We start from the raw sequence: 21,231 nt of genomic DNA on the forward strand, positions 1-21,231 counted from the left end.
CCCTCCGTTCATTCAGTTCGCACCGGCCGCCAGTACCTGCCCGAGGGCCAGGCCGCCGTCGTTGGGTGGTAGCCGTTGCGGGCACCGGACAGTGAATCCGTGGTCGCGCAGCAGGGCCCGGGTCGTGGACAGCAGAAGCGAATTCTGGAAAACCCCGCCCGCAAGGACCACGGTCCGCGTGATCTCGGCATGGCCGAGCGCCAGTTCGAGGACGAGACGCGCCACGGCCACGTGGAACCGGGCGCCGATAACCCCCGCGGGTACCGCATCGGAGGCATCCCTGGCTATCGCGGCGATCACGGGGGCGGGATCGATTACGGCAGGTTCCGTGGCCGGCAGGACCGCGAACCGGTAGACCGCCCGGCCCGTGGGCACATCACGGGCCGAGCCTTCGAGTTCGATCGCCGCCTGTGCCTCGTAGTCCACAACGTGCCGGACGCCCGCCAGCGAGGCCACCGCGTCGAACAACCGTCCCATGCTGGAGGTCGGCACACAGCCCAGGCCGGTGCGCAGCTGATGCGCCAGTACCGCGCGTTCCGCGGGCGGGCAGGCGCGCACCGGGGCGAGGTTTTCCGGCCAGCCCGACCCCGAGGCCCACAGGTGGGCCAGGGCCATCCGGTACGGCCGGTGGACGGTGACATCGCCACCGGCGAGTGGCACATACTTCAGATGCGCCAACCGGCGGAACCCGTGATATCCGGCCACGAGCAGTTCCCCACCCCAGATCGCGCCGTCCGGTCCCCATCCGGTGCCGTCGAACGCGAAACCCAGAACCGTCTCGGCGGGATCGAGTCCGTGTTCGCCCATGACCGCGGCGATATGGGCGTGATGATGCTGCACGGTGCGAACCTCCCGCTGCCCGGCATGCCGGCGGGCCCATCCGGTGGACCGGTAGCCGGGGTGGGCATCGGCGACTACGCGGGCTGGCGTCACCCGGGTCAATCGTTCGAGGTGCCGTTCTGCGGTCTCGAAGGCGGCCAGAGTGGCCGGCCGGTCCATATCACCCAGATGCTGGCTCGGCCAGGCGGTCCGGCCGGAGGCGACGACGCAGGTGTTCTTCACGTCGCCGCCCACCGCCAGAGTCGGCGGTGCCGCCATCGGGAGCGCGATCGGCACCGGAACGTAACCGCGGGAGCGGCGTACCGGCAGCCCGATATCGTCGACAACTCGGAGCACCGAGTCGTCGCAGGGGACGAGGATGCGCCGATTGTGTGACAATCGCGCGTCGGCCAGCCCGGCGAGGCGGGTGCGAGCGTCCTCGTCGTCGTAGCAGATCGGCTCTCCGCCAGTGTTTCCCGAGGTCATCACCAGCACACGCGGGCCGGGCGGATCTCCCGGGAGCCCGAACAGCAGCAGATGCAGCGCGGTATACGGCAGCATGACACCGATATCCGGGCTTCCGGGTGCCACCGCCTCGGCGAGGTCGGAAGGCGCCGCATCGGTACCGTGGTCGTACCGGGGGCACCTGCGCCGGGGCAGCAGCACGATGGGGTGGGCCGCGCTCGTGAGCAACTCGGCGGATGCCGCGTTCACCCGCGCGATTTGCCCGGCCGTCTCGAGGTTCGGGACCATCACCGCAAATGGTTTGTCCCCACGACCCTTACGCCGCCGCAACTCGGAGACCGCCGCCGCGTCCGCCCCGTCGCAGGCGAGGTGGTAGCCGCCTATCCCCTTCACCGCCAGGATTCCGCCCGCGCGCAGCAGTGCCCGGGCATCCGCCAGCGCATCGCCGGTACCGGCTCCGGAGTAGGTGAGAACGGGACCGCAGCCGGGACAGCAGATCGACTGGGCGTGGAAACGCCGGTCGGCCGGGTCGGCGTATTCGCGTGCGCAACTGTCACACAGTGTGAAATCCGCCATCGAGGTCCGGGCCCGGTCGAACGGCGGACCCGCCGCGATGGTGAAACGCGGTCCGCAGCCGGTGCAATTGATGAACGGATGCCGGTACCGGCGGTTTCCGGGGTCCCGCAGTTCGCCGGCACATACATCGCACAGGGCGGCGTCCGGAGGCACCGTAGTCCGCCCGCCGGCCCGGATACTGCCCACAATGCGGAATCCGGTGTCGTCACGGGCCGCGAGATCGGTGCATTCCACCGAGTCGACCGTCGCCGCGGGCGGCGGCTGCCGCAGCCGGTCGGCGAACTCGTCCAGTGCCGCCGCAGTGCCCTCGATCTCCACCAGTACACCGGCCTCGTCGTTGCCGACCTCGCCGGCCAGCGCGAGTTCGGTAGCTGTGGTGTAGACGAATGGCCGGAAGCCCACGCCCTGCACGACGCCCCGGATCCGAAGGCGACGGCGGCGGCGCTCGGCGGTCACGCCGGACTCCCGCGCCACCGCGGTGTGCCCGCGCCGGGCGGCGGAGTCACGCCGCCGAGGCATGTCGCCAGGACAGCCAGTCGTACCATCGGTCCAGCCCCTGGCCGGTGGTCACGGATATCGGCAGGATGTCCGGTCCGCCACCGACCGATCGGGCAGCCGCGGCGAACATTGCGGAATCGAAGTCGACGAACGGTAACAAGTCGATCTTGTTCACCAGGACCAGTTCCGCCGCGGCGAACATATGCGGGTACTTCAGCGGTTTGTCGGCCCCCTCGGTCACCGAGACGATCACCACCATGTGGTTTTCGCCGAGATCGAACATCGCGGGGCACACCAGGTTTCCCACGTTCTCGAGGAAAACCATCGATCCGGGTTCCGGGTCGAGTGCCGCGAGCGCACTGCTGGTCATCTGCGCGTCGAGATGGCATCCGGAGCCGGTGTTCACCTGTACCGCCCGGGCCCCGGTCGCGCGGATCCGTTCGGCGTCGAGTGCGGTTTCCTGATCACCCTCGATCACCGCGATCGGGACCTCACCCAGGTCACCGATCGTCCGTTCCAGCAGGCTCGTCTTCCCGGCTCCCGGCGAACTCGTCAGATTCACCGCCAGTATCCCGCGCCCGCGCAGCCACCGCCTGTTGTGGTCGGCGATATGGTCGTTCGCGGCGAGAACCCTGTGTTCCAGGGTTACTGTTTCACCCGCGGGTGGTTCGCGCCCGGCACTGCCGTGGTCATGGCCCGCGTGGTGAAGCCCGGCACCCCGGCCCGGTACATCGCGCGGCGCGGTCGTGCTCACGCCGGCTGTATCGTTGCCGCATCCGCAGGTCGCGCACATTCGCGGCTCACCTCCATCGAACGTATCCGTATTTCCCGTCCGGACAGCACGTCGGCGTCGGCGCGTCCGCACACGCACAGCAACACCGGATCGGCGGCAGCGAATTCGGCACCACACGCACGACAGCGGGCCACACCGGGGACACCCACGAGTTCCAGGCTCGCGTCCTGCGCGACAGTGCCGACGGTGGCAGGCCCAAAACAGAACCGCACCGCCTCGGGAACCACGGCCGTGAGTTCACCGATCTCCACCGTGACGCGATACACCTGCCGTCCCGCCGCGTGCTCACACACGGTATCGACGATGTCCTGAGTTATCGCGAGTTCGTGCATCACACGCTCTCTCCTCGGCCGCCGCAGCCCGCCATCGGCATGTTCCTTCACTGTGCTCCCCCGCCCGAGGGACCGGCAGAGGCCAAAGTCACCGATCCGGTACAGGGAATCGGCGCGCCCCGACCTGTGCCCTTGTACCCACCATCCAGCAAACCCTCCCGAACGAGCCCACGAGCGAGCATCCCGACTGGGGACACAGACCACCGCCCGGGCATCAGCGCGTCGGACGACCGCGCAGGATATCGAGCCGGTCCAGGAATTCGTCCCGGCCGATCTCACCGCGGGCGAATCGCTCGGCGAGGATACGCTCCGCGGTGTCCGGCGGTGGTTGCGGCCTGCTACGGCCGGAATCGATGCCGTATCGGATGAGCAGGACGACGGCCACGGTCAGCGCCACCCAGAACACCAGCGCCCCGATGCCCATCCACGCATACCCCCATCCGCTCATACCGTGGTCGTACCAGAACATCACCGCACTCACCTCCGCTGAACTCGGGCGAGTAGCCCCGCCCGGGTCTCGTGTCGAGATTCCGGGTGCCGCTGCTCTCCGGGCCACCCCAGTGAACGACGCTGCGGGACAGCGCGGCAGGGCGTAAAGACCACAGCGTGGACGACCTAGGTCACACCCACCGGCCGGCAGCGCCCCGCGACGGGCCCCGGAACCGGCCGACCGGTGACTTTTTCCCCTGTCCCAGTGGATTCACCGATAACGAGACTGACACGTGCAGCGCCCTCACGATGCTCGGCAGCATCTCTGCCGCGCCGGACACAGGGAGGTCCGCAATGCCCGCGATCGACAGTGCGTCCTGCAACAACGACTCGGCGGATCCGGCCGGCCGGGTGGTGGTCGGCGCCGACGGGCCCGGGTCCTCCGGTCCCGCCGTGCGGTGGGCAGGTGAAACCGGCGACCGGTGTCGTTGCGCTCTGCGGATCACGCGCGGGCCGGCGAGCACGGTAGCGCTGGTTGTTACGGGCCGGCACGAGGATCTACGAGCAATATCGTGGTCCGGCGCGCACGCGGCCCGGTCCCGGTAGCCATTCGAGACCGGCACGATGCACATCATCGGCTCAGCACACCCACCGCCCGACCGGAGGGAACCCGATGCTGCCGTCGACCCGCGCGAACCGATCGCCGCGCTGCTGCGGGATCTGCGTACCGGGTACGACGGGCTCACCGCGCGTGAAGCCGCGCGCCGCCTCGACCTGTACGGTCTCAACGAGCTCCCGCTCCGCCGCGGGACGCCCTGGTGGGCCGCGCTGGGCCGGCAGTTCGTCCACCCCCTGGCACTTCTGCTGTGGGTCGCCGCGGCGCTGGCACTCGGCAGCGGGGCCGCCGCTCTGGGAAACGCGATCCTCGTGGTGATCGTGCTCAACGCCGTTCTTGCGTTCTGGCAGGAGAACCAGGCCGAACACGCCGTCCGCGCGCTGAGCCGTTTCCTGCCCGACCAGGTGTGTGTTGTGCGAGACGGAGAGCGGGTACCGGTTCCGGCGAGCCGGCTGGTCCGCGGCGATGTCCTTCTCATCGAGGAAGGCGAGCGTATTCCGGCCGACGCGCGCTTGATCGCCGGCACCGCCGAGGTCGACATGTCCGCGCTCACCGGCGAATCCGCCCTTGTGGTCCGTACCGCCGACGATGCCGATACGGCAGATCGTTCATTGGATTCACCGGTGCTGTTGTTCAGTGGAACCGCCTGTGTCGGAGGTTCCGGGCGCGCGGTCGTCCACAGCACCGGAGTACATACCGAACTCGGGCGTATCGCGGCGTTGTCCCAGCATGTCCACCGGGAGGAAAGCCCGTTGGAGCATCAGGTGCGCCGGGTGGCGTGGCTGATCGCCGCGGTCGCCGTGGGCGCCGGCGCCGCATTCCTGCCGCTCGGATTGCTGGCCGGGCTCTCGCTCGGCGCGGCGTTCCTGTTCGCGATCGGACTACTCGTCGCCAATGTGCCGGAAGGACTGCTGCCGACCATCACCCTCGCGCTCGCCGCCGGTGTCCGGTCGATGGCCGGCCGCGGTGCCGTGGTGAAACGGCTGTCGGCCGTGGAGACGCTGGGATCCACCACCGTCATCTGCACCGATAAGACCGGCACTCTCACCATGAATGCGATGCGGGTCATCGAGGTCACCGGAAACCCCGGGGATACGGCCGATATCGTCGCTCGGTGCGCCACCGCGGACCCGGGTGAGCATGCGGGCGGCGATCCGATGGAGATCGCTCTGCTCCGATACGCCGCCGACCGGGACCGCGCGGTGCCGATGGCGCGCCGGGACACCGAACGCCTGGCACTCAACGATTTCGATGCGCAGCGCAAGATGATGTCCACCGTGGACGACATCGGCGGAACGGCACGGGTCCATGTGAAGGGCGCGCCCGAGGCGGTACTCCCCCGTTGTACTCGGTGGCCCCGGGACGCGACGGCCGATCAGGTCCGGGCACAGGTCGACGAGCTGGCGGGCCGCGGGCTGCGGGTCCTGGCGGTGGCTCGGCGCCGGGCGGACGGCGCCCCACCGCGGGATGCGGAATCCGCCGAACAGGACTTGACGTTCGTGGGGCTGGTGGGCCTGCTGGACCCACCCAGGCCCGAGGTGCCTGCCGCGGTGCGGGCCGTGCATACCGCGGGGATCCGGGTACACGTCATCACCGGGGACAACGGCCGGACGGCCGCCGAGATCGCGCGGCAGGTGGGGTTGGGCGCCGATCGGGTGGTCGACGGCAACACCGTCGACGAGATGTCCGACGAACGCCTCGATGGCCTGCTCGCGGAGCCGGGTGAAATCGTCTTCGCCCGCACCACACCGGAAATGAAGCTCCGGATCGCTGACGCACTGCGCCAGAACGGCGAAGTGGTCGCCATGACAGGTGACGGCGTGAACGATGCCCCGGCCTTGCGCCGGGCGGATATCGGCGTAGCGATGGGCCGGGGCGGTACCGACGTCGCGCGGGAGGCGGCCACCCTGATCCTGACCGACGACAATTTCGCCACGATCGCCGTCGGTATCGAGGAGGGACGCCGCGTCTTCGACAATGTCCGCAAGTTCGTGCTCTATATTTTCGCCCACGCGGTGCCCGAAGTGGTGCCGTTCCTGCTGTTCGCACTGTCCGGTGGCGCGATCCCGCTGCCGCTGACGGTACTGCAGATCCTGGCGATCGATCTCGGTACCGAAACGCTGCCGGCGCTCGCGCTGGGCCGGGAACCGGCCGAACCCGGCCTGATGGACCGGCCGCCCCGGCCCCGCCGGGAGGGGGTCATCACCCGATGGCTGCTGCTGCGGGCGTGGGCGCTGCTCGGTGTGGTGTCGGCGGTGCTGGTGACCGCCGGGTTCTTCGTCGTCCTGTTCGCCGCCGGTTGGCACCCCGGGGCCCCGGTGGGGCCGGATGCCCCACTGCACCACGCCTATATGCAGGCCACCACCATGACTTTCGCCGGGATCGTCACCTGTCAGCTGGGTACCGCTTTCGCCGCGCGCACGGAATGGGCGTCATTGCGTTCTGTCGGCCTGACGAGTAATCGGCTCCTGCTCGCCGGTTGTCTGTTCGAAATCGTCTTCGCCGCCGCCCTGATCTATGCCCCACCGCTGCAAGCCGTGTTCGGCACCGCGGCGCTGGAGCCGTGGATGGTGGCGATAACACTCCCTTTCCCGGTCGTGGTCTGGGCGGCGGACGAACTGCTGCGCCGGCACCGGCGCCGTAGAGCACCACGGCCCGGTACGCGCGGGGCCTTCCTGCCGGTCGGGAGTGCTGCTCTGCCGGTCATTCGGGGGCCAGCCGAGGCCCGCCCGGCAGCACCCGGCCGGCCGAACCCCGGAGATCGGATACGTCCTCAATGACCGGAACAGTGAAGTCCGGCCACGCCCCGGCCTCCGGAACGAGAGCCGGACCCCGAGATTTCATTCTTCGGCCGAGATGCGTGAGCGCTCCAGCTCCGCCACCACCGCCGACACCGCCCGCGGTACCGCGGCCGCCACTGCGCTGGACAATCCGAAACCGAGGTCCAGTCGAGCGGCGTCGACGGCGAACACCACCAATCTGCCCGGTAACCGGTCGAGTGACCGGGCCAATCGCACGGCCTCGGCCACCCCGAGGGAGTGCGAACTGGCCGCCGCGGCCGCCGCGGTCGTTTTCTCCGCGTCGATCCGCTCGATCCGGCCCGGGCGAGACGGAGCACGGGCCACCGCGTCCACCAGGACAGCGAGATCCGCTCCCCGCCAGAGCTCCAGCAGTTCGGTGAGGTCGCCCCCGGAGGTCGCGACGTCTACTCCCGGCAGGTGCAGGTTCGCGACCGATTCGGCCACCGCGGGCCCCAGTTCGTCGTCGTGGCGGCAGCCGGTGCCGACGCCCACGACCACTGCCCGCCACCCGGTCAACGGCCGGTCACTTCGAGCGCGAGGAAATGCGCCGAGCACGAGATGCAGGGGTCGTAGTTGCGGATGGTGCTTTCGCACAGTGCGGTCAGCTCCGCGTCGGACAGATGCAGGTTGGCACCCACCACTCGGCGCAGGTCTTCCTCCATCACCGCCTGGTTCTGCGATGTGGGTGGCACGATAGTGGCGGTACGCACGATGCCCTCGGTATCGAGCTCGTAGCGGTGATACAGCAGGCCGCGAGGAGCCTCGCTCACCCCGTGACCTGTCCCGGGCCGCGAACGGACCGGGACCGCCGCGCGCGGTGGTTGCCGATAGTCCGCGATGAGGCGCAGCGCCTCGTCGAGGGCGTAAGCGACCTCGACCAGGCGTACCAGGATGCTACGAAAAGGGTTGCGGCAGCTGCTGTCCAGTCCGATATCGTCGGCCAGCTCCCGCGCGATCGGGGACAGCTGCGCCGAGTTCAGCGTGTACCTGGCCAGCGGGCCGGTCAGATACTGCCGGCCGTCGAGAGTCGCATGCAGCGCCGTGGAGTGTCGCACCTGCTGTTCTGTGATGTGCTCGGCGAATCCGGCCGCGGGAAACGTCTGGCCACCGCTTGTCCGCACCTCGCCGGTTTCGATGGCATAGCGCGGGGCGTCGGTAACCGCGACGAAGTCGCAACCGAGATCGACTGCGGGGAAGTCGAACCGCGCCACCCGCCGCGCGATCTGCACGGCATCGTCGAGACCGCGGCGTAATTGCTCGGCCAGTTCGGTGAGGGCGCGCGGTTCAGGTGTCGAGTAGAAGCCTCCGAGTTTCACATTCACGGGATGGATCGCCCGCCCACCGATCAGCTCCAGCAGGGCGTTGCCCGCTTTCTTCAGTGCCAGGCCCTGCTCGACGAGGGCCCGCTCGGCCTGCGCGAGCGCCACCGCGTCCGGAAACCCGAGGAAATCGGGCAGATGCAGCAGGAAGATATGCAGGCAATGGCTGGCGATCCATTCGCCGCAGTAGAGCAGCCGGCGCAGCGCGCGCAGCGGTGGATCCAGCTCCGTCCCGCAGACCTGTTCGAGCGCGTTGCAGGCGCTGACCTGGTAGGCCACAGGACAGATCCCGCAGATACGCGAGGTGATGTCGGGCGGCTCGGTGAAGGCCCGGCCGCGCAGCAGCGCCTCGAAAAACCGGGGCGGTTCATAGATTCGGAGCTGTGCGGATTCCACGGCACCCTCGTGCACGACTATATGCAGGGCGCCTTCGCCTTCCACGCGCGCCAGGGAATCGACGGTCAGAGTTCTACGTTCCGCCGGTACGGTCTCGTCCCGCGAATTCGGGTGCGGCGGCGGCGAAGGTGTGGAAGGCACGGTCGACCTCCTCGGCAGACATACCGTTGATCCGAAGTATCGGCAGCAGCGCGCCGATATTCGGCTGGGCCATCGGGCCGAAACAACCGAAACAGCCGCGATGGTAGGCGGGACACAGCGCACCGCAGCCCGCCTGCGTCACCGGCCCGAGGCACGGGACTCCCTCCGCGACGGTGATACACGTGGTGCCCCGGCGTTTGCACTCGGTACACACACTGGTGTTCGGGATATCGGGAGCGCGCCCGGCGAGGAACGCGCACAGCGTATCGAGCAGCTGCCTCCGGTCGATCGGGCAGCCGCGCAACTCGAAATCGACGGGCACATGATCCGATATCGGCGTCGATGTGGACAGTGTCTCGATGTACTCGGGACTGGCGTACACGATCGAGGTGAACTCCTCGATATCGGCGAAATTGCGTAGCGCCTGGATACCCCCGTGGGTGGCGCAGGCCCCGATCGTCACCAGAATCCGGGACTGCTCCCGGATTTCGGCGACCCGCCGCAACTCGTCGGGCGTGGTCACCGAGCCCTCCACGAGAGAAACGTCGTAGGGGCCGGGTTCCACCGTGCTCGTTGCCTCGGTGAAGTGCACGATCCGCACCCGTCCGGCGAGGGCGAGTAGCTCGTCCTCGCAGTCCAGCAGCGTCAGCTGGCATCCGTCGCAGGAGGTGAATTTCCAGACGGCCAGAGTCGGTGGCGTGGTCATAGTTCGCGCACCGCGAGCAAGGGTTCGGCTGTGGCGTAGTCGACGATCGGTCCGTCCCGGCACAGCAGCAACGGGCCGAGCTGGCAATGCCCGCAGCGCGCGACCCCGCATTCCATGGTCCGTTCCAGCGACACTCGGATACGTTCTGCCGGAACCTTTTTGCGCAGCAGCACCTGCGCACAAAAACGCATCATCGGCTCCGGACCACACAAGAAGCCGCTCGTCCGGCCGGGGTCGAGATCCACTTGCGCCAGCGGCTCGGTGACGAAACCGATCTGCCCCGACCACCCGGGGGCCGGATGATCAACGCTGGACACCAGTGCCACGGAATCGTCTCGCGCCCAGCAGTCCTGATCGCGCCGGAACAACACATCCGCGGGGGTGCGGGCACCGGTGATCACGGTGACGCGCCGATAACGCGCGCGGTCGGCGAGCACGGAGAGGATCAGCGGCCGCAGCGGCGCCAATCCGACACCGCCGCCGACGATCACGACATCACCTCCGGCTGCCGCCTCGACATCCCAGCCGGTGCCGAACGGCCCCCGTACCCCGATCCGATCGCCGACCCCGGCTCCGCTCAGGGCGCCGCTCACCGCGCCGACCGCGCGGATCGTGTGTTCGAGCAACCCGTCCGGCGCGGCCGGATCCCCGCTGAGCGAGATCGCGATCTCGCCCACTCCGAAGCTGTAGAGCATCATGAACTGCCCGGCCCTAAAACCTCGCGCCGCGCGGTGAACCGGCCGCAACGCCAGGGTGACGGTATCGCGGGTCTGGAAGGTCCGCCGCACGACCCGGAACGGCAGCATCACATCGCCCGCGGCCGCGGGCTCGGACCGGACCGCACTGGTCACGACCCGCCCCGCATGCTCTGGCGACCCGAGTCCTCGGCCGGGTTGCGGTAGAGATCTACCAGCCGGGCCCGAGTGGCCTGTAGCCGGTCGACCAAGACCGCGGCCAGCGCGAGCAGCAGCACGCGCCCGAATCGGGGATCGTCGTCGGACAACCGGTTCAACGCCGCCGTATCGAATTCGACGGCCGTAACGCGTTCGGTGGCCACCGCGCCGAAATGCCAGCGGTACGGCGGTATCAGCCACGACCAGCCGAGCAGGTCGCCGCCGTGCAGGGTTTGCACAGTGATATCGGCATGCCCGTCGACCCGGGCGTCCAGCTGGATCCGCCCGCTGCGGATCAACCAGCATCGATCCGCCCGCTGACCTTCCTGGATCACGCGGTGACCGGGCGGGAACGTCACCTCCCTGCCCACCCGGGCCAGGGCGCGCAGCTCCTTCCGGTCGAGAGCGGCCAGGCTCGCGAACTCCGACAGATCGTCAGCTGCCGGCACCGGAGGCCTCCTCGGCCAGCCGCGCCAGTTCCGCGGTCAGGTCGATACCGGCCGGGCACCAATCGATACACCGCCCGCAACCCACACATCCCGAACTGCCGAACTGGTCGTGCCAGGTGCCGAGCTTATGGCTCAGCCATTGCCGATAGCGGCTCTCACCGGTGCGCCGCACACTCCCGCCGTGCATATAGGAGAAGTCCAGCTCGAAGCACGACGCCCAGCGTTCCCAGCGTTCGGCATGGTCACCGGTCAGATCGGTGACATCCTCGGTGGTCGTGCAAAAGCAGGTAGGGCACACCATCGTGCAGTTTCCGCAGGTCAGGCAGCGAGCGGCCACGTCCTCCCAATGCGGGAAATCCCGCGAATCGCGGACCAGTCCTCTGATGTCGACCTCCGGCATCGACCGCCCCATCCGCCCGGCCGCCACCGATACCGACTCCCGGGCCTGTGCCACCTCCGACTCCGTGGGCCGGTGCGATCCGATCTCCGCGAGCACCGCCGCACCTTCTGTCGTGCCCACATCGACGACGAAACGGTGACCGGCACCTGTGTGCTCGGTGAGCGCGAGATCGTAGCCGTCCGTCACCCCCGGCCCGGTCCCCATCGACGCGCAGAAACACACGCCACCCGGTTCCGTGCAGTTCGCGGCGACCACGAACAGGCCGCCGCTGCGTTCGGTGAACCCGGTGTCCGGATACGTGCCGCCACCCAGCACGCGACGGAGGATGGCGATGGCCGCGAGATCGCAGCCACGCACGCCGAGGAAAGCGGAACGAACCGGCGTCTCCTCCGCCGGTTCCGGTTCCGGTTCGAGGTCGAGCCCCACCGCGAGCACTCTGCGCCGGGGCGGATGCAGGAACTGTTTCCAGGAGCCGGGCCCAGCCGAATGCGCGAACACAGCTCGGTCCTCGCGACGGCGCAGCCGGTAGTACCCGGGCGCCGTCTCCACTCCCCAGCCATCGGGCAACTCGGCACCCGAGGCGAGCTCGTCGAGCACCACGGCGTTCTCACGCACTCGCGGTCCGATCACCCGGTAGCCTCGCGCCCGCAACACATCCACCAGCCGATCCAGCCCGGCGCGGTCGATCACGGCAGTATCGCCCGGTTCCATAACCGCCTCCGATCAGTCCTACAGCCCACCCCACCCGAGTCTGGCCCGATGACGCGACCGCAACGAGGGAAGAAAGTCACCGATCTCGAGTAGAAGGGTTCAGCAAGGCTGTCCGTCGACCAGCAGCGACCGATCCCGGGAGCCCCACTCTCGGTTACCTCCGGCCACCGGCACGGTCAGGTGTTCGGCCGTCTCGGGTTCACCGGGCCTGGGAGCCCTCGGTGGACAGGATCTCGTGCAGTGGCAGCCGCGGTGTCGATGCCGGCGGCTGGTCGCGGTGCGGTGTGGCGCCGACGCGGACCAGAACCTGGGGTCTGCCCCGTCCACCGATCAGCTGACGGACCACGTCGCGGCTGCGCGCCACCTCGGTCAGATTCGTCAGCGGGCAGGTGGCGTATCCGGCCAGCGTGGATTCGAGCAGCACGGTGGACAGAACCTCGCCGCAGCGCAGGACCTCCTCGGGCGTATCCGCCAGGGTCGACAAGACCAGTATCGCGGCATGGTCGTCGGCCTCTTCGACGCTCCGGTCGGCTTCCCCGGAGGCGGCCGGGAATCGCCGCCCGACCGCAACCTGCTCCTGCTCGCCCGGGGACACGAGCGCACTTTTCGGTACGCCCGTGGCACTGATGACATGGCCGGTCCACCAATGCAACTCGGCGTGGTATCCCGAATCGTATCGCCGCAGGGACGTGATCATCTGCGCGGCGTGCGCCAGGGCGGGACGGCTGTCCTCCGGCAACACGTCCACCACGGCGTCGTCGGGGTCGAACGTGGACCGCAGGATCGTCTCGAAGTCGGTCCAGCCCGCCGGCTCCCCGAACGGCAGGCGGTCGGTGTAGCGGCGGCCGATTGCCTCCGCGCGCGCACGGTCGCCCTCGGTGACGATCGCTGCCCGGCGGAAACCGATCTCGGCCAGATGATCACGGTTGTTCGGGTTCGGGAAGCGGGCCACCGACAGCCGCCACCCCGCAGCGGTCATCGCCACGCGCAGATGGTCGAGGGCGGCGCCGCAACTGATCAGCATCTGCCTACCGCCGGTATCGGTGGTAGGCAGCATCCGCTCGGGCACCGCATACAGGCTCAGTGTGTCACCGTCGAATGTCCAACGCCACGGCTGGCTGTTGTGCAGCGATGGAGCCCGCCCCGCCGAGCGGACAGCCCGCTCGACCACTGCTCCTGCCGGTACTTCGTTCATATCTCCGACGGTAGGGAACCCGCTGCGACAAGGCAGGGGCCATTGGTCCCTGATCTCCGTGGCCGGATATTCCCATTGCGCGACGCTGCCACCGGGAACGCTCCCGGGAGCGGAGTCCGGCGGTTTCGGGTCCTGGCGGCACGCGGGTCGATGGTCCCTGGGGCCGGGGCCCGATGACCCTGCGCGCGGGCACCGGCGCAGCGCCACACTCACAGCTATGACATCGACCGTGCGCAGGGTGGCAGTCATCTACGCGACCGAACAGGGCAGCACCCGCGATATCGCCGAGTTCATCGCCGCTGATCTGGCGGAACGCGGTGCTCGCGTCGAGCTGCACGATATCGACCACGCGCCCGCTCCCGGGCAGGTCGACACGGTGGTCCTCGGGAGCGCCGTCCACAATATGGATCTCCTACCGTCGGCTGCGGCCTATCTCGAACACAACCGGACCGAACTGGCGTCCACCGATGTCCGCCTGTTCACCGTCGGTCTCGGGCCGGCGTTGCGTGGCCCTATCGGCCGCCGGGTCGGTCGCATGGTGCCCAAAAAGATCGCCGCCCGTCGAGAGGCGGTGCATGCCCGCGACTACCAGGCCTTCGCCGGCACCTACGAGCGTCAGGGCGTGTCACTGAAGGCACGCATCCTCTACCGGCTCATGGGCGGTGGCCGCTACGGCGACCTACGGGACTGGGCCGCGATCCAAACATGGTCGGCCGGTATCGCGGATTCACTCGGGCTGCCCGCCGCACGAACCCACACCATCCACCCGTGATCACCTGCCCGGTAGGACGCCGAGCCGCGAGCCCCCGACCGGCCCGAGGGGTGTGCCCCTTCGCGGCAGGAGCGGAAAGGAATGCCGTCGATGACCGAGGATCACCGCGATCAGGACACCGAAGCGCCGATCGTGGCCGCCGTCGACGGCTCCCCGACGTCCTACCGGGCGGCGGCGTGGGCAGGGTTGGAAGCACATTTGCGGGGCCGCCCGCTGCATCTGCTGCTGTCCACCGCGCGTATCCCGGCGTTCGCTCTTACCGGCCGCCCGGCCGAAGAGCTGCAATCGATCGCGCAGGACACCGTCGCCGAAGCCGCCCGCATCGCGCAGGCCGCCGCTGGTCACGACTCCGTGGCGGTGAGTACCGAGGTGACCTCCGAGTTGATCACGCTGGCCCTGCTGGACCGGTCGCTGTCGGCGTGGATGGTCGTGGTCGGCAGCCGCGGCCGCGGTGGTGTGGCACCTACCGTGATCGGATCGCTGAGCGCGGCGGTTGCCGGGCATGCACGTTGCCCGGTCGCGGTGATCCGTGATCTTTCCGCCACCGACGCGGTGTCACAATGCCGGCCGGTACTGGTCGGGGTGGACGGATCTCCGGACAGCGCGACAGCGTTGAAGCTCGCCTTCGAGGAAGCCGCATGCCGTCGAGTAGGCCTTGTCGCGGTCCACGCATGGAGCGATACCAGCGGGATCGACGTGCGAACGCAATGGGAACGCTCCTGCGCGGCCGAGGAGGACCGCTTCGCCCAGCAGCTCACCGGCTTCGCGCAGCAATTTCCCACTGTCCCGGTCGAGCGGGTCGTCACCTCTGATGCGCCCGCGCGTAGCCTGCTCACCGAATGCGAGCGTGCGCAACTGGTGGTGGTCGGCAGCCGCGGGCGCGGCGGCTTCGCCTCCATGGTGCTCGGTTCCACGAGCGTGGCCCTGCTACACGCAGCCGAGTGCCCGCTGATCATCGCACGACACCACCGACCCGATCCCGCATCGCCTCAGTGACACAGGAGCAGAGCATGTCCGAATCAGAGCGCGAACCGATCTCGCAGGTTGCGTCTCGGATCCTGGTCGGCGCCGACGGGTCCCCCACCTCCTTGCGGGCAGTCGCTTGGGCGGCCACCGAAGCGGGATTGCACCACTGCGACCTGCATATCCTCAACGCTGTCGGAGTACCGGGCGGGTTCGGGCCCGGAGCTGTGCTCAGTGACGCCGAACGACAGTCTCTGCGACGAGAAGGGGAACACGTCACCAGCGAGGCCGCGCGAGTGGCGCGCACAGCGGGCGCGGAACACACACCGGTGTCCATCACCACCGAGGTGACCGAAGAGCTGCCCCCGCACGCGTTGCTGACCCGCTCCGCGCCGGCGCGAATGCTCGTGGTCGGCAGCCGCGGAATGGGAGCGTTCCAGCGCGGTTTGCTGGGGTCGGTCAGCACCACCGTCGCCCGCCACGCACGCTGCCCGGTCGCGGTCCTACGCTCCCCCGCCGGTGTCGACGCCGTAACGGCCCGCCAGCCGATTCTGGTCGGCGTCGACGGCACTGACAACAGTTCCCCCGCCGTTGCGGCGGCCTTCGACGAAGCATCCCGCCGCGAGACAGGGCTGATCGCACTGCACGCGTGGAGCGACACCAGCGGCCTGGAACTACCGGTGCGCGACTGGGATTCGGCCCGCGCCGAGGCCGACGCCGTCCTCGCCGAAAGCCTCGCCGGGTACGCCGAGCAGTTCCCCGACGTCGAGGTCGAGCGGGTCATCACCACCGACCGGCCGGTGCGCTCGCTGCTCGACGCCGCGGCCGGCGCTCAGCTGGTCGTGGTCGGCAGCCACGGTCGCGGCGGCTTCACCGGCATGCTGCTCGGCTCCACCAGCAACGCCCTGCTGCATGCCGTGGACACCCCGCTGCTCATCGTGCGCTCCCGCACCGACGAATGAATCCGCACCGGGAGACGGGCCCATGTCACTGAACAAGAGCGCCACCGCACCGAGCGCCACCGGGCTGACCGCTGCGCAAGCGGCGCAACGGCTGGCCGTCGACGGACCCAATATCTTGCCGCAACGCCCGCCGACGCGGTGGTGGCAGCGCGTGCTCACCCAGCTGCGGGATCCACTCATCGTCGTCCTGCTGACCGCCGCGCTGTTGACGGTCCTCACCGGTGACTGGGCCGATATGACGATCATCCTGACCGTCGTCGTGGTCAACACGGTGGTCGGTGTCGTCCAGGAGATCCGGGCAGACCGTGCGATTTCGGCGCTGTCGGAGTTGACCGCGCCCACCGCACGGGTGCTGCGTGACGGGGCGCAACGCGAGATTCCGGCGGCCGAGGTGGTCGTCGGGGATCTGCTGGTGCTCGGCGAGGGCGATATCCTGGCCGCCGATGCCACCGCGTGTACCGCCGAATCGCTGGCCGTCGACGAATCGGCAGTCACCGGCGAATCCGTGCCGGTGGACAAGAATCTCACCACAGCATCCGGGCTCTCGGCCGGTACGGTCGTGGTCCGCGGCCGGGGCGCCGCCGTGGTCACCGCGACCGGGTCCGCCAGCGCCACCGGGCAGATCGCCCACCTCCTCGACCGCGGCCATGCCGCCACCCCGCTGCAACGCCGGCTCGCCGGGTTCGGGCGGCTGCTGGCCGCCGTGGTCATCGTCCTGTGTGTACTCGTGCTGATCCTGGGTCTGTTCCGCGGGCAGCCGGTCGAACTGATGGTGGTCACCGCGATCAGCTTGGCGGTGGCTGCGGTCCCGGAATCGCTGCCGGCCGTGGTGACCCTGAGCCTGGCCCTGGGGGCCCGGCGCATGGCACAACGCGCAGCGCTCATCCGCCACCTGCCCGCAGTGGAAACCCTGGGGTCGGTGACGGTACTGGCGACCGACAAGACGGGCACCTTGACCGAAGGGCGTATGGCGGCCCGCCGGATCTGGACTCCGCACGCGCAGGCCTCGGTCACCGGCACCGACTACAGCCCGACCGGTGCCGTGCTCGCCGGTGACCGGCAGCTGCGTCCCGGCGACCAACCGGCCCTCACCGAGCTCCTGGCGGCAGCCGCCCTGTGTAACGACGCACGCCTGACGCCGGGGGCCGACGGCGAGACGGGCGAGTGGGTGGCGTTGGGCGATCCCACCGAGCTGGCGTTGCTGTCGGCGGCGGTGAAGCTCGGCCTCGACACCGACGAACTGCACGCCCGGATGCCGCGAGTCGCCGAACGGCCGTTCGACAGCGACCGCAAACGCATGTCGACAGCCCACCGCGCACCGGCCGGCGGCTACCGGGTCATCTGCAAAGGGGCACCCGAAGCGATCCTCACCGCACCGATCCTCGACGACGAACCGCTGCCGCTGAGCCAGGCCGCCGAACAAGCCGAGCGCTGGGCCCGAGACGGGTTCCGGGTACTCGCTGTGGCCGACGCGTATCGGGCCGACGCCCCGGCCTCGGGCGAGGAAACCATGGAACAGCACCTACGGCTGCTCGGTTTGATCGCCATCTTCGACCCACCCCGGACCGCGGCGGCAGCCACCATCGCCGCCTGCCGCACGGCCGGGATCCGGCCCGTGCTCATCACCGGCGATCACGCCGGAACAGCGCAGGCGATCGCGACCCGTCTCGGGATCCGCGGCCCTGGCGAACCGGTGATCGACTGCCGCGCATCCGTTCGAGACGAAGACCTGGTCACCGGCACCGTATTCGCGCGGGCCACGCCCGGCGAGAAGCTGACGATCATCGACGCCTTGCATCACGACGGTCAGGTCGTGGCCATGACCGGTGACGGTGTCAACGACGGGCCCGCGCTCCAGGACGCCGATATCGGCGTCGCGATGGGCAGCCGCGGCACCGAAGTCGCCCGCCAAGCCGCCGACCTCGTGCTCGCCGACGACAACCTCGACACCGTCATCGTCGCGGTGGAAGAAGGCCGCCGGGTGTACGACAACATCCGCCGATTCCTGGTCTACGGGCTCTCCGGCGGGGCCGCCGAGATCGCGGTGATGCTGCTCGGGCCCTTCTTCGGGCTCGCCCTGCCCCTTCTTCCTGCCCAGATCCTGTGGATCAACCTGCTCACCCACGGGCTGCCCGGAGTCGCGCTCGGTGGCGAACCCGCCGAACCCGACGCGATGAACCGGCCACCGCGCCCACCCACCGAAACCATCCTCGGTGCCGGGCTGTGGCTGCGGGTGATCCGGATCGGGATCGCGCTGACCGTAGTGACGCTGGGGGTGGCCGTCTGGGCCGACCATACCGGGAGACCGTGGCAGAGCATGGCGTTCCTGGCTCTCGGAATGACGCAGCTCGGGGTGGCCCTGGGCTCACGCACCCGGGTGCGTTCCCTGGCCAATCCCATGCTCCTGGTCGCCGTGGCCGGTGCGCTCCTGCTGCAGCTCGCAGGCCTGTACCTGCCATTGCTGCGTGAGCTTCTCGGCACCGAGGCCTTGACTGCCGGTGATCTCCTGATCGTGAGCGCGGTCTCGGTTCTCGGTTATGTGGCAGCGCGCCTGGACCGGATCCTGCACCCGCCGAAGCGCCGCACCGAACCGGTCACGGTCGCCGCGGACACATGAGCCGACACTCCGGTCGCCGGATCCACCCGGCCCCAGGCGGGCGTCATTGATCTGACGGGATGGCCGCGGTATCCACCACACGGACCTCACCGACACCAGGGATCGTACGTGAGATCGCCGCCAGCACCCGCTGCTCGGCCTCGTCGGCACAGATCCCGCGGATCGTGACGTCGGAGTCGACCACCTCGACATCCCATTGCCGGTGACTGCCCGAATAGTCCTCGAGCAATGAACACACGCGCGCCTCGAGCGCCTGCTCGTCCCGTGCCAGCGCCCGTAGCAGGTCCCGACGGGCCACGATGCCGATCAGCACACCGGCCTCCACGACCGGCACCGACCGCCGGTGGTGATCGAGCATGACCTTCACCATCTCGGGCACCTCTGTGGTCGGCTCGACCACCTGCACCGGAGTCGTCATCGCAACCTCGACAATTCCGGCTTCCCGCCCGGATTCGATCGCGGCCATCGCATCGGACTCCGACAACATGCCCACCACACGCTCTCGCTCGTCGACGACGGGTAACGCGGCGAAACCGTGCCCGGTCAGCAATGCCACGGCGTCGGTCAATGCCGTGTCTCGTCGCACCGTAACCACAGGTCGGCTCAGGATATCGCGTGCACGCATTCGAGATCACCTCATCGCAGGCTGATCGGTTGAGGGCCGCCCGATGCCGTTCGAGGCCCTGCTACGCACGACACCACGGGGCACCGGTCCATCTCCAGACTCGTCGCCGGTTACCGCCCCCACCAGTGCGCAAATACCTCATCACAGGGACCAAAGTCAGTCCGGAACCACACGCGGTGCCGCAGCCGCCGCCAACCAGGAGCACACATGCGATATCACGCTCACCTTATCGCGGGCCATGGGCGGGGACCTTCGCCCCTGTCGACCGGTCGGCCACCGGGGGCACAGTGAAAGCATCGAGCCCGCTCCCCTGCGGCCCAGGAAAGTAGCTGACCATGGGTTCTCGCTCATCCCACATGACCCAATCGGACCTGTTCACCTGGAGTATGGAACAGGACCCGATGCTGCGCTCGACGATCGTGACGGTGCTGCTGCTGGACACCGAACCCGACTGGGCGACACTGGTCCGGATGATCGACCGCGGAACCCGCGTCGTACCACGCTTCCGCCACACCCTGTCCCCCGTGCCACTGAGCCTGGCACCGCCGCGGTGGAAACCGGACGAGGACTTCGACCTGTTCTGGCATATCCGCCGCGCCACCCTGGCCCGCCCGGCAAATCTGGCCGCCGTGCTCGAATTCGCCCGCACCGAAGCCATGACCGCGTTCGACCCCGCCCGGCCATTGTGGAAATTCACCCTGTTGACCGGCATGCCCGGCGGTAAATGCGCCGCCGTACTCACCGTCCACCACAGCCTCACCGACGGCATCGGCGGGATCCAGATCGCCGGAGAAATTCTCGATTTCAGCCGTGAGGGAACAGAACGCGGCCCGATAAAGGTCGGAAACGAACCCAGCATGGGGACCCTCGCCGATATCGTGGCCTGGAACTGGGCCACCGGCAGCAGTCTTCTCACCGGAAGCCTCGCCCGCACACCGAAGCTGATGCGATCCCTGGCCGACCCGGTCGGCACCGTCCGCGGCAGCGCCACGCTGGCAACCTCGGTTCTGCGGCTCGCCAGACCAGTCACCACCACCCTGTCGCCGGTCATGACCGACCGCAGCCTCGGCCGGCAACTGACAGTCTTGCAGTTCCCCTTGAAACAGTTGTCCGACTCCGCACTCGCAGTGGAATGCACCCTCAACGACGCCTTCCTCACCGCGCTCGTACTGGGACTGCGGCAATACCACGCCCGCTACGACGCCCCGATCGAACGGCTGCGCCTGACGATGCCGATCAGCCTGCGAACACCTGACGATCCGATCGGCGGCAACCGCATCACCCTCGCCAGATTCGCAATCCCCGCCGACACCGACAATGCCCTCAAACAGATGTGGCAGGTGCATACCCTGGTCGAACGGTGGCGGCGCGAACCAGCGATCCCGTTGTCCAACACGGTGGCCGCGGTGTTCAACCGGATGCCCAGCGCAGTACTCGCGGAAATGCTGAAACACGTCGACTTCGTCGCCTCCGACGTACCCGGTTCACCGATACCGCTCTACCTCGCAGGCGCCGAAGTCGAACACGTCCACGCCTTCGGCCCCACCCTCGGCACCGCCTTCAACGCCACACTGCTGTCCCATCTCGGCACCTGCCACATCGGGTTGACCATCGATACCGCGGCCGTACCCGATATCGCGGATTTCGTCGCGTGTATCGACTCCGGCTTCCGGAAGGTCCTCGCGGCCGGTGCGCGGCCCGACGACCAAGCAAGGCCACAATGACTGCCCCACACCGGTCCAGGATGAACACC

The 21,231-nt window shown here is 68.8% G+C and carries 18 protein-coding genes; 6 read left to right on the plus strand and 12 right to left on the minus strand.

Annotated elements, in window-relative coordinates; genetic code table 11:
* Nucleotides 1-12 precede the first annotated feature (12 nt).
* From hypF to NFL01S_RS25410, 4 genes are all read right to left on the minus strand, one after another.
* The gene (gene hypF, locus NFL01S_RS25395) at nucleotides 13-2,379 is read right to left on the minus strand and encodes a carbamoyltransferase HypF (protein ID WP_174555725.1); all 2,367 of its coding nucleotides are present in this window, start codon (nucleotides 2,377-2,379) and stop codon (nucleotides 13-15) included.
* Entirely contained in the window at nucleotides 2,363-3,151 is a 789-nt protein-coding gene (gene hypB, locus NFL01S_RS25400; RefSeq protein ID WP_062978834.1) for a hydrogenase nickel incorporation protein HypB, read from the minus strand. The genes hypF and hypB overlap by 17 nt, the downstream gene beginning before the upstream one ends.
* Nucleotides 3,109-3,483: a hydrogenase maturation nickel metallochaperone HypA/HybF gene (locus tag NFL01S_RS25405; protein WP_062978835.1), complete on the minus strand. Its 375-nt coding sequence runs from the start codon at nucleotides 3,481-3,483 to the stop codon at nucleotides 3,109-3,111. The genes hypB and NFL01S_RS25405 overlap by 43 nt, the downstream gene beginning before the upstream one ends.
* 214 nt (nucleotides 3,484-3,697) lie before the next feature.
* The gene (locus NFL01S_RS25410) at nucleotides 3,698-3,952 is read right to left on the minus strand and encodes an SHOCT domain-containing protein (protein ID WP_084493268.1); all 255 of its coding nucleotides are present in this window, start codon (nucleotides 3,950-3,952) and stop codon (nucleotides 3,698-3,700) included.
* 584 nt (nucleotides 3,953-4,536) lie between these two features.
* On the opposite strand from NFL01S_RS25410, the gene NFL01S_RS25420 reads away from it, so the two are divergent.
* Nucleotides 4,537-7,308, plus strand: a complete 2,772-nt coding sequence (locus tag NFL01S_RS25420) for a cation-translocating P-type ATPase (protein ID WP_063916037.1) — start codon at nucleotides 4,537-4,539, stop codon at nucleotides 7,306-7,308.
* A 60-nt stretch (nucleotides 7,309-7,368) separates the two neighbouring features.
* Here the strand turns inward: NFL01S_RS25420 and NFL01S_RS25425 are convergent, their stop codons facing one another.
* From NFL01S_RS25425 to NFL01S_RS25455, 7 genes are all read right to left on the minus strand, one after another.
* A complete protein-coding gene (locus NFL01S_RS25425) occupies nucleotides 7,369-7,845 on the minus strand; it encodes a hydrogenase maturation protease (RefSeq protein ID WP_063916038.1) in 477 nt (158 codons plus the stop codon).
* Nucleotides 7,842-9,185, minus strand: a complete 1,344-nt coding sequence (locus NFL01S_RS25430; RefSeq protein WP_084493242.1) for a Ni/Fe hydrogenase subunit alpha — start codon at nucleotides 9,183-9,185, stop codon at nucleotides 7,842-7,844. The genes NFL01S_RS25425 and NFL01S_RS25430 overlap by 4 nt, the downstream gene beginning before the upstream one ends.
* A complete protein-coding gene (locus NFL01S_RS25435; RefSeq protein ID WP_062978838.1) occupies nucleotides 9,118-9,891 on the minus strand; it encodes an NADH-quinone oxidoreductase subunit B family protein in 774 nt (257 codons plus the stop codon). Before NFL01S_RS25435 ends, NFL01S_RS25430 begins: the two co-directional genes overlap by 68 nt.
* A complete protein-coding gene (locus NFL01S_RS25440) occupies nucleotides 9,888-10,697 on the minus strand; it encodes an FAD/NAD(P)-binding protein (protein ID WP_062978978.1) in 810 nt (269 codons plus the stop codon). Before NFL01S_RS25440 ends, NFL01S_RS25435 begins: the two co-directional genes overlap by 4 nt.
* A gap of 41 nt (nucleotides 10,698-10,738) precedes the next feature.
* Complete coding sequence (locus NFL01S_RS25445; RefSeq protein WP_210745075.1) at nucleotides 10,739-11,233, minus strand: cyclic nucleotide-binding domain-containing protein; 495 nt, start codon at nucleotides 11,231-11,233, stop codon at nucleotides 10,739-10,741.
* A complete protein-coding gene (locus tag NFL01S_RS25450; protein WP_062978839.1) occupies nucleotides 11,220-12,344 on the minus strand; it encodes a 4Fe-4S dicluster domain-containing protein in 1,125 nt (374 codons plus the stop codon). Before NFL01S_RS25450 ends, NFL01S_RS25445 begins: the two co-directional genes overlap by 14 nt.
* A 199-nt stretch (nucleotides 12,345-12,543) precedes the next feature.
* Nucleotides 12,544-13,539, minus strand: coding sequence for an Acg family FMN-binding oxidoreductase (locus NFL01S_RS25455; protein WP_062978840.1), 996 nt, complete (start codon nucleotides 13,537-13,539; stop codon nucleotides 12,544-12,546).
* Between the two features lie 217 nt (nucleotides 13,540-13,756).
* On the opposite strand from NFL01S_RS25455, the gene NFL01S_RS25460 reads away from it, so the two are divergent.
* The 4 genes from NFL01S_RS25460 (at nucleotide 13,757) to NFL01S_RS25475 (ending at nucleotide 18,853) form a co-directional block, all read left to right on the plus strand.
* A complete protein-coding gene (locus NFL01S_RS25460; protein ID WP_062978841.1) occupies nucleotides 13,757-14,311 on the plus strand; it encodes a flavodoxin domain-containing protein in 555 nt (184 codons plus the stop codon).
* Nucleotides 14,312-14,401: 90 nt separating this feature from the next.
* Nucleotides 14,402-15,307, plus strand: a complete 906-nt coding sequence (locus NFL01S_RS25465) for a universal stress protein (RefSeq protein WP_062978980.1) — start codon at nucleotides 14,402-14,404, stop codon at nucleotides 15,305-15,307.
* Nucleotides 15,308-15,321: 14 nt separating this feature from the next.
* Nucleotides 15,322-16,236 carry a universal stress protein gene (locus NFL01S_RS25470; protein ID WP_062978981.1) on the plus strand — a complete coding sequence of 305 codons (915 nt, stop codon included), beginning with the start codon at nucleotides 15,322-15,324 and terminating at the stop codon, nucleotides 16,234-16,236.
* A 22-nt stretch (nucleotides 16,237-16,258) separates the two neighbouring features.
* Entirely contained in the window at nucleotides 16,259-18,853 is a 2,595-nt protein-coding gene (locus NFL01S_RS25475; protein WP_062978842.1) for a cation-translocating P-type ATPase, read from the plus strand.
* A gap of 43 nt (nucleotides 18,854-18,896) precedes the next feature.
* Here the strand turns inward: NFL01S_RS25475 and NFL01S_RS25480 are convergent, their stop codons facing one another.
* Entirely contained in the window at nucleotides 18,897-19,478 is a 582-nt protein-coding gene (locus NFL01S_RS25480; RefSeq protein ID WP_062978843.1) for a CBS domain-containing protein, read from the minus strand.
* 356 nt (nucleotides 19,479-19,834) lie between these two features.
* On the opposite strand from NFL01S_RS25480, the gene NFL01S_RS25485 reads away from it, so the two are divergent.
* Complete coding sequence (locus tag NFL01S_RS25485) at nucleotides 19,835-21,202, plus strand: wax ester/triacylglycerol synthase domain-containing protein (RefSeq protein ID WP_084493243.1); 1,368 nt, start codon at nucleotides 19,835-19,837, stop codon at nucleotides 21,200-21,202.
* Nucleotides 21,203-21,231 lie beyond the last annotated feature (29 nt).

The organism is Nocardia flavorosea NBRC 108225 (assembly GCF_001613385.1).
Taxonomy (GTDB): Bacteria; Actinomycetota; Actinomycetes; order Mycobacteriales; family Mycobacteriaceae; genus Nocardia; species Nocardia flavorosea.